The organism is Nonomuraea sp. NPDC001684 (assembly GCF_053596515.1).
The window spans coordinates 1-9,208 of record NZ_JBSFGJ010000373.1 but is presented as its reverse complement, the minus strand read 5'-3'; the positions used below and the strand labels follow the sequence as shown (position 1 = coordinate 9,208).

The window sequence follows — 9,208 nt, the reverse complement described above, 5'->3', positions numbered from 1 at the left end:
CCGACAGCGTCCAGAGCAGCGCCATCACCAGCCCGCTGGCCACCCCGAACGGGGTGAGCCCGGCCAGTGCCGCGCACACCAGGCCGACGGCCGGCAGCCACGGCTGCGGACCCGCCATCGGCTCGGGATCGCGCAGCCCCGCCACCAGCGCGTCCGGGCAGACCTCCCGCAGCCGGGGCACCAGCGCCCGGCTGCCGCGCGGCATCAGCCGCGTCTGCCACCGGTCCAGGCCCTCGACCAGGCGGGGCAGCGGCGTGCCGGTCCGCAGGCCGGCGTCCAGGTACCGGCCGATCGAGGCGCGGACGCGGGCGGCGTCGAACCCCTCCGGCTCGGCGGGCACGATCCCCGCCGCGGTGACGGCCGCCCGGGAGCCGGCGTCGGGCCTGGCGCCGCTGTGGGCCGCGGCGAACAGCTCCTCCAGCCGCTCCCGCAGCCGGCCGAGTGCCTGCCCGGCGGCGGTCGCCGCCGTTTCCGCGGGGACCGGGCCGACCATGAGGGACACGTCGTCGCCCAGCTCGTCCCCCAGGGCGGCCGCCTCGTCCAGGGCGGCCCGCGCCTGGTCCGCCAGACTCGCCAGAGGCCCGCCGGGGGCCAGCCGCAAGGGCGGCGTCGTCGGCGGAGCGGCCGGCGCCGCGGCGGGCTCGGGCGGCTCGCCCCCGCCGGCGGCCAGCAGCCGCCCGCCGGCCGCGGCGAGCGCCTGGCGCAGGTCGTCGCCGCCCGCGCTCGTCCAGGCCAGCCTGATGCCCGGATTGGCGATGCGGCCGGGCATGCGTTCGACCCGGCGCAGCGCCTCGTGGAACACCTCGCTCAGCGACAGCACGTCGAGCAGGCGCAGCAGGCCCGCCTCGGCGCCCTCCGCCCGGTCCCGCCGTACCGCGGGCGCCGCCGCGGCCGGCCGCCAGTCGATCCCGTACGGATCGGGCACCCACAACACCCCGGCCGCCTGCGTCAGGCTGCCCGGCAGCGCGATCCGGTGCGGCTCGCCCTGCGGCCGGCCCACCGCCACGCACAGCACCGCGTCGGTGTAGCGGGAGGCCAGCAGCATCTCGTAGGCGCGGCGGTGCCCGGCCAGAGCCGCGACGTCGTCCACCACCAGCAGCGAGGTCAGGTCCTCCTGGCCGTCGTCGGACAGCAGCGCCGCCACCTCGCCGGCCGCGCCCTCGCCGAGGCCCCGCAGGTTCAGCCGGACCACCCGCCCGCTCACGCGGCGCCGCCCGTCCGGCGCTTGTACGCCTCGTACAGGGCGTGCAGGTTCTCCCGCGTCGCGCCGGGCAGCTCGAACGTGACGGCCATCGCCGCGGGCAGCGTCTCGTGCCAGAACCGGCGCAGCATTCGGGCCCGGGCCCGGTTCGCCGGGGCGATCTCGACGAGCATCCGGTCCAGGCAGTCGACCTGCTCCCCGGCCAGCCCCACGACCAGCTCGAACAGCTTCGACGGCGGATGCGTGCCCTCGTCCAGCTTGTACGGCGCCGCCTGCATGAGCTGGGCGCAGAACACCCGGGCGGCGTCGTCGTTGTCGGCCAGCGTCCACAGCTCGTACGCCTGGAGCAGGCTGCCCCAGGAGGAGGCGTCCTCCAGCGCCTTGAGGCCGAGCGACATGGCCACCTCGTTGAGCCGGACCTCGGCCTGGGACGGCGAGGCCGGGTCGCCCAGCACCCGCACGTCGCCGTTCCACATCGCGCACAGCAGCCGGTGCAGGATGAGCACCCGGTGCTCCTCCCGGGTGGCGAGGTAGCCGAAGTCGTAGCCGGTGCGCTGCCGCCAGGGCAGGAAGTCGTCCCGGCGCGGCCGGTGCACCGCGTCCGCCCAGGTCCGCAGGACGTGCCGGACCTCCTTGACGTCGGTGATGCCCATCGAGGACCGGAACAGCACGACCGAGACGGACTCGGCGGTGGTGCCGGTGAACTCGAAGGTGATGCCGGGTCCCTCGGGAAGCTGCAACGACGTGCGCAGGTAGGCGGCGATGGCCTGGTTCTCGGCGCCCGGGTAGGACACCAGCACCTTCAGCGGCCCGGTGCCCTGCGGCGTGAAGTTGGCCGGCACCAGGCCGGTGAGCCGGCTGCGGAACTCCTCCAGCTCCGTCTCCCCGAACCGGGGACGGTCCGAGCCCAGCCCCGCCGCCTGGTCGAGCAGGTCGCGCAGCTTGGGCAGCAGCGTCGCGCGCCCCTGCGTCTCCTCCTGCAGGTACGTCTTGACGTCGGTCTTGATCCGCTCCCGCAGTTCGTGGACCGCCCGCTCGGGGGTGGTCTCGATCGACTGGCGGTAGATCCGCTGCCAGCCGTCCTGGCCCATCAGGCGCCGCAGCACCTCGGCGTCGTCGGCGGTCGGCTCGATCATCAGCCGCTCCCGGATGCGGGTGACGGCGTTGCGGTAGAACTGCTCCAGGCTGCCGGTCGGCAGGTGGAAGACCACGCCGACCCGGGGCCGGTACAGGTGCTCGGAGCGTTCCCTGAACCGGTTGGGGTCCTGCCGGGCCAGGTCGTGCAGCGTCTGGTTGAGCGCGCGCAGATGGTCCTCGGCCACGCCGAGCGCGCGCTCCCAGCGCTGGTGCTGGGACGCCCACGGCTCGGTCCACAACACCCGGCTGCGCCAGCTGTACCAGATCTCCTGCTGCTGCCGGGCCTCCGCCGGGGCGTCGTCGGTCCACTTGACCTTGACCATGCCGAGCGAGCGGTCGCGCAGCTGGGGCAGGGCGGGCGGCGCCTCGCGGATGCCCGGCGGCGGCGGCGGGGGCACGCTGCGGCGCTGCATCAGGCCCTTGGCCCCGAACTGGTCCACCGGGTCGGCGAGCGAGGCGTGCCCGAACAGCACGCGCCGCACCCGGAACGGGTCGATCGTGCCGAGCAGCCCGAGCACCGCGCTGCCCGGGTCGAACTGGCTCACCATGGCGGGGACGCTCTGGTCGAGCTGCGCCCGCAGCTCGTTCAGCCCGATCCGCATCGCGGCCAGGCGGTCGGCCAGCGCCGCCAGCACCTCGCGGGCGCCCGTGGCCGGCTCGGGCTCGGCGTACTCCACCTGCCGCCGGGCGAAGACCTGGTGGATGTGCGAGAGCGTGAAGAACTCCTCGATCAGCGCCCGGTTGCTCTCCGCGCCCGGCGACGGCTCGCGCAGCTCCTCGACGGCGGCCCGCAGCAGCCGGCCGGCCACGACGTCGGCCAGCTCCTCCACCGGCGTGGTCAGCGACGTCACCAGCGCCGTGGACACCCCGCGGCTGCCCACGCCGTTCTCGGCCATGGTCTGCCGCTGGGCGACGGAGTTGATGAAGCTGTCGGCGAAGGACTGGTGCTGCTCTCCGTCGTTGCGGACCTTCGGGCTCAGCTCGGTGCCGATCAGCGACATCACCAGCGACACCACCGAGCGCCGGAGGTCCCCGGGCTTGGCGCCGGTCGGGCGGGAGAACAGGAACGCGGTCTGGGCGACGCCCGGCCGCATCGCCACGCGTCCCTCCAGCGGGTAGCGCACCGCGATCTCCTCCGGGTCGCCCTGGTCGCCCTCCAGACCGGGCAGGTGGCGGACGGCGTCGGCGGTGTTCTGGTGGTCCACCAGCTGGAACATGTCGAGCAGGGCCCGGCCCGCGTTGAGCTCGGCCGGTCGTCCGCCGCCCGCGCCCGACTCGAAGGCCGAGGGCATGAGCACCAGCGGGTAGATCTTGGGCTTCAGGTCCGTCTCCTGGAACTGCCTGCTGATCAGGTGGAGGTAGTCGTAGAAGATGCCCGCGCCGGTGCCCCCGGCGACGGAGAACGCCACGAAGACGTCCACCGCCCTCGGGTTGATCGTCGCGCCGTCGGCCAGCCGGAACAGGTCGGTGGCCGCCTGGTTGCCGGACAGGTTGCCGATGGCCGCGTCGATGTCGCGGATCGCCGGGCCGATCCCGTCGCGGAAGGTCTCGAACAGGGCCGCCCGCCCGACGGTCGGCATCTGCCCGGCGCCCTTCTGCAGGGGCAGCACCCGCGGCTCCCCGTGGCTGGGCGGCAGCCAGCCGCGCACGGCCTCCCCGGCCGCCAGCCGCAGGTTCACCGCCACCTGGGGATAGGAGTCCACCTGCGGCACCAGGCCGCGCACGTAGTGGGCGGTGAGCTGCGCCGTGTGCACGTGCTGCGGGCCGGGCACGACGCTCAGCGGCAGCCGGTCCAGCTCGGCCTGGTTGACGTCGGCGTAGACGAACTGCAGGCAGGCCGGGAGCTGGTAGCGCTGGGCGTCCTCGCGTTTGCGCTGGAAGAGGCTGCCGTCGGGGCCGCAGATCTCCTCGCGCAGCCTGCGCTCCAGCCCGGCGCCGATCGCGCAGCCGGTGCCGCCGAGGCCGACGAAGAGCAGGGGTTGGTAGAGCTTCATGGGGTGTCTCCTCGCGGCCTCAGAGCCAGGGGCTGTCGTAGTCGGGGGCGGTCCGCTGCCAGGAGTCCTCCCGGTCCCGCGGCTCGCCGCCGGGGTCGGGGGCGGGGTCGGGGGCGGGGCCGGGGGCCGGCGGGGCCGGCTTCGCAGGGCGGCGGAGCCCGGCGCGCCGGGCCGTGCCGCGCCGCTTGGCCGCGTCCCGGAAGACCAGCCGGTGCCCGCTCGGCAGCGGCTCGCTCTCCACCCCCATCCCCAGCGGGTAGCGGTCGCCTTCGGGCGTCTCGACGGTGACGCCCGCGCCGGCCCGGCAGACCGTGAACACCTGGTCGCCGTCGTCGGGCCCGGGCGGCACGAGACGCGCGGCGTAGGTGTCGCCGCGCAGCGCGAACCGGAAGCGGGGGGACCATCTGCTGGGCGCCTTCAGCTCCGCGCCGGTGCGCTCACCGTCGAGCGTCAGCGCGACCGACAGGCCGCGCACGTTCACCCTGCGCCGGCGCGCGGCGCGGACCAGCAGCAGCGTCACGCCCGCCAGCAGCAGGACGAGCGCGGCCGCCGCGATGTACCTGCGGTAGGTCTCCCACCAGGTGGGCGGACGTTCGACCGAGACGGTGAGCAGTCCGGAGGCGTACGCCACGGCCGGGTCGCCGTCGTCGGCCAGCCGCACCTCCATGGACGCGCCGCCGAGCGCCGCGTCCTTGCCGAAGCGGATGGTGAAGGGGGTGGTGGAGTCGCCGGGCGGGAGCGTGACCGGCCCGTCGGGGGCCGGCGTCGCGCGCACCCCGGCGACGCTCCGGAGCGCCAGCCGGGCCCGTCTGGGCGAGGAGGCGCCGTTGTGCACGGTCACCCGGCCGCGCACGACCTCTCCCTGACGCACGGTGCCGTCGCCGTCGAACTCGATCTGGCCCTGGACGACGGTCTCCGCGGCCCCCACCGTGACGGTGGTCGGCACCCGTTCGGCCCTGATGCCGGTGCCCGCGACGACCCCCGTCAGGGTGACGTCGCCCGGCCCCTGCGGCGCGGCGAAGACGCCCGCGTACCGGCCGTCGTGCTCCCTGTCGTCCGGGGCGCTTCCGTCGTCCCTGACCTGGACGGTCTGCGGCTGCGCCAGGCCGCCCCCGGTGGCGGTCACCGAGAACGTGAGGCCGCGCAGCGCCTCCTCGTCGGTGATCGCGCCCCTGCGGGTGACCAGCGAGAGCCGGATCCTGACCTCCTGCCCGGCGCGGGCCGAGGGCGGTTCCGGCACGATCGCGGCCTGCACCGCGCCCTGCCACAGCGCGGTCGCGCTCACCAGCCGCCGGCTGAGCCGCTGGGGCGCCTTCAGCCGGACCGTCCACATGCCGTTGAGCGGGTTGACGATGCGCAGCGCCTCCGTCGCGGTGTTCGCGCCGCTGTGGGCGAAGGTGGAGTCGCCGGCCGTGCCGGTCGTCACCGTGCGGCCGCGGGGGTCGACGAACTCGGCCAGCACCCGGGGGTCGCTCTTGCTGACCGTGATGGTGCCGTCGGTGGCGATCAGCGGGATCTCGACCTTCAGCTCGCGCACCTGGCCGTCCTCGACGGTGGTGGAGTCCGTCGGGGTCAGGCCCGAGCAGGTGGCCGCGGCGTACGCCTCGAACAGCGAGCGGGTGACGTCCCTGTCGTCGCGGACGATGCGGGCCCGCGGCCGCGACTCTTCGCGGGCGTCGCACCCGGCGCGCGAGCCGCCGGCGGCGAACCTGTCCAGGTTCTCCTGCGTGACCCCCGCGCCGAAGCCCAGCGGCCAGATCTGCACGCCCTCCCGCTGCGTCTGCCCGATCACGTCGCCGAGTTGCTGCGCGGCGCCCTCGTTGCGGCGCTGCCGCACCACCGGGTCGGCTTCGGAGCCGCTGCCGTAGGCGGGGCTGCGCGGCACGTCCAGGTGGCCGTCGGTCAGCAGGAAGACCACCTTCAGCGCGTTGGCGGGCGACCCGTCGCGCAGCGTCGCCAGCGCCTGGGTGAGCGCCGCCACGTGGTCGGTGTCGTTCCCCTCCTCGTCGGTCCGCCGGTGCAGGCCCTTCACGCACTCCGACAGGTACTGCAGGCTGACGCCGTCGCCCACGACGGTGGGCCGGCACACCTGGTCGACGGCGTTCTGCCCCGGCCGGCCGTTGTTGCTGCCGAAGCCGATCACGGTGACCCTGCTCTGCGGGTTCAGCACGCTCTGGGCGATCGTGGAGGTGGCCTCGATCTCCCGGGACACGGCCCCGGCCGACAGGCTCCCCGACTCGTCCACCGCGACCACCATGTCCAGGGGCAGCGTCTCCGGGGCGGCGCTCGCCGCCGCGCGGGCGGGGAGGGCGTGCGGCGGTACCGGCAGCGCGAGCGTCAGCGCCCCCGCCATGACGACGAGAGCGCGCGTCGCCCGGCAGCGCAAGGCTGATGTCATATCCGAGTCCTTCGGTGGAAAGGCGTTGCCAGAGGAGGGCATGAATGGGTCTCGCCCCGTTCGAGACGCGTAGCCCTCTCATTTTTAGCGGCCATGCTGACCGAATTAGATGCCATTTAGAAGGGTTTGTTACTTCACTGTGATCCGAACTAAATTCCAGGGAAGGTGCAGCCTTTGGGGGATGTTGTCCGGATTGTCGGTAATGTGAATCCGTTTCGGGTGAGGGTCGCGCCTGGAATGCTGACGCACGTCGTGACCTGCCAACCCGCAGCAATGCGGGTAAGCGGTGTATACCGCGAATCGGATGGATTGGGGGTGTTACTGGTGGTGCTGGTGGGACTGATGCCAACAATTGCCTGTTGAATCCGAATTGAAGAAGCCGGGTTCTCGCCCTGGGCTAAGGACTCAACGGAAATATGCGGAGAAGGGGGACTTATCTGACTTGCAGTCGTCTGCCCTTTTTGTGGGATTCGTTCCCGAAAGGGGGCCGTGCCACAGGGGTCCCATTCCGCTGGGACGCATCGTTCCCCATGCCGCGGCGCTCTCGCCGCGGCGGCGCGCGTCGCGCGGTCGGCCGGGGGCATGCCGTGGCCCGGCAGGAGTCACGGGGGCCGGCGCGGGGCGGGGCGGGTCACCGCTCGCCGGATCGGCCACGCCGAAAGAGACGCGCGCCGGCAGAACGGGCCGGCGGCGCGCCTCAGAGGTGGTTCACGGACCGGGCGGAACGGGTCAGGGGCCGGTCTGGAGTTGCTGCTCCAGGCGGACCTTCTTGGGGACGCACATGCGCCACGCCTCCAGCACCAGCTCCCGCATCTCCGCCGCGTCGAGGGCGTCCATGCGGGCGACCACCCAGTTGAAGCGCAGATCGGACTCGCCGGGCATGAGGAACTTGTCCGGCTCGGCCGCCACCAGGGCCTCGCGTTCCTCCTTCGGGAACCCGAAGCCCATCAGCGTCTCGTCCCGCGAGAACGCCACGTAGACGATCTTTCCGACGCGGAACTTGACGCGGTCCCGGATCAGGTGCTCGGACGAGCGCGGAAGGGTGCGCGCGAAGCGCCGGACGTCCTCGACGGTGATCACACAGCCACGTTAGCGGTTGCCCTCCGCGGACGAGATGTCGGCGAGCGCGGAGTCCGGGTCGCGCTCCACCGCCAGGTCGCCCAGGCTCACGATGCCGACGGGACGGCCGTCCTCGACGACCGGAAGGCGGCGCACGGCGTGCGAGCGCATGATCTGCACGGCCTGGTCGATGCTCGTGTCGGGCCCGACCGCCTCGACCGACGGGCTGCACGCCTCCCTGACCGGCGTCTCCGGCCCCCGCTCGGCGGCCACCACCCGGATCGTGATGTCCCGGTCGGTGACGATGCCCTTCATGCGCCCGTTCTCGTTGACGATCACCGCGCCCGCGTCGTTGTCGCGCATGAGCGCCGCGGCGGCCGACACCGGCTGGTCGCACTCGACCGTCGCCGGGTGGGAAGTCATCACGTCTGCCACGGTCTCTGCCATGGGATCCTCCTGATTGCTCACGTCCCGGCCGCTTACTACCCGGGCCGGGGGAGAGCTCACAGGGCTTTGTCGGATCCCGGCGTCCGGCCATGCGTGTCCGGTACGTCCGTGGAGAAGCCCTTTACCGGGCCTCAGAGCGTCTTCGCCGCCAGGCGGATCTCCTCCAGCAGGATCGCCAGGTCGTCCTCGGTGGTGTCGGGATGCAGGAAGCAGGCCCGCAGCGCGTCCCGGCCGCCCAGGCGGGTGCCGGTGAGGAAGGCGTTGCCGCGCGCCTGGACCGCGCCCGGCAGGGCCCGGTTGAGCGCGTCGAGCCCGCCGGGTCCGCCGGGTTCGCCCGTCGCGGGCGTGTGGCGGAAGGCCGTGATGGAGGTGGCGACCGGCGCGAGCAGCTCGAAGTCCGGGGCCTGCTCGACCATGGCGGCCAGCGTGCGCGCCAGGCCGCCGGTGTGCTCGACCAGGCGCGTGACGCCCTCCCTGCCCAGGTACGACAGCGTCGCCCAGGTCTTCAGCGCCCGGAACGGACGGGTCTGCTCGGGCCCGTACTCGGCGAACCAGCCCAGGTCGTCGGCGTTGTCGTCGATCAGGTACGACGGCACCAGGCTGAAGGCGGCCCGCGCGGCTGCCGGGTCGCGCAGCAGCGCGCAGCCGCAGCCGACCGGGACGCCGAGCCACTTGTGCGGGTCCAGGGCCAGCGAGTCGGCCCGGTCCAGCCCCGCGTAGGCGGGCGCCGAGCGCGCGTCGAGCACGCCGAGCGCGCCGTAGGCGCCGTCCACGTGGAACCACAGCCCGTGCTCGGCGGCCACGTCGGCGATGGCGTCGAGCGGATCGACCGCGCCGGAGTTGACGGTGCCCGCGCTGCCCGCCACGCAGAACGGCCGCAGGCCCGCCGCCAGGTCGTCGGCGACCATCGTGCGCAGCGCGCCGACGTCCATGCGGAAGGAGGCGTCCACCGGCACCTTGCGGACGTTCCGG

5 protein-coding genes and 1 pseudogene are annotated in these 9,208 nt (G+C 73.8%); all 6 read right to left on the bottom strand.

Going from position 1 to position 9,208, the window contains the following annotated elements; genetic code table 11:
* Positions 1-1,204: pseudogene (locus tag ACWCSD_RS40140) on the bottom strand (hypothetical protein); the annotation flags it as partial.
* Positions 1,201-4,332, bottom strand: a complete 3,132-nt coding sequence (locus tag ACWCSD_RS40135) for a tubulin-like doman-containing protein (RefSeq protein WP_397156497.1) — start codon at positions 4,330-4,332, stop codon at positions 1,201-1,203. The pseudogene ACWCSD_RS40140 and the gene ACWCSD_RS40135, both read right to left, overlap by 4 nt.
* A 19-nt stretch (positions 4,333-4,351) precedes the next feature.
* The gene (locus ACWCSD_RS40130; protein WP_449922723.1) at positions 4,352-6,730 is read right to left on the bottom strand and encodes a vWA domain-containing protein; all 2,379 of its coding nucleotides are present in this window, start codon (positions 6,728-6,730) and stop codon (positions 4,352-4,354) included.
* A gap of 729 nt (positions 6,731-7,459) precedes the next feature.
* On the bottom strand, positions 7,460-7,810 hold the full coding sequence (locus tag ACWCSD_RS40125; RefSeq protein WP_352350971.1) for an MmcQ/YjbR family DNA-binding protein: 351 nt from the start codon (positions 7,808-7,810) through the stop codon (positions 7,460-7,462).
* 9 nt (positions 7,811-7,819) lie between these two features.
* Positions 7,820-8,236 (bottom strand): CBS domain-containing protein, encoded by a 417-nt coding sequence (locus tag ACWCSD_RS40120; RefSeq protein WP_358286410.1) that lies wholly within the window; start codon positions 8,234-8,236, stop codon positions 7,820-7,822.
* 131 nt (positions 8,237-8,367) lie between these two features.
* Positions 8,368-9,208 (bottom strand): pyridoxal phosphate-dependent decarboxylase family protein (locus ACWCSD_RS40115; RefSeq protein ID WP_449922721.1); only part of this gene is annotated, 841 nt, incomplete at its 5' end.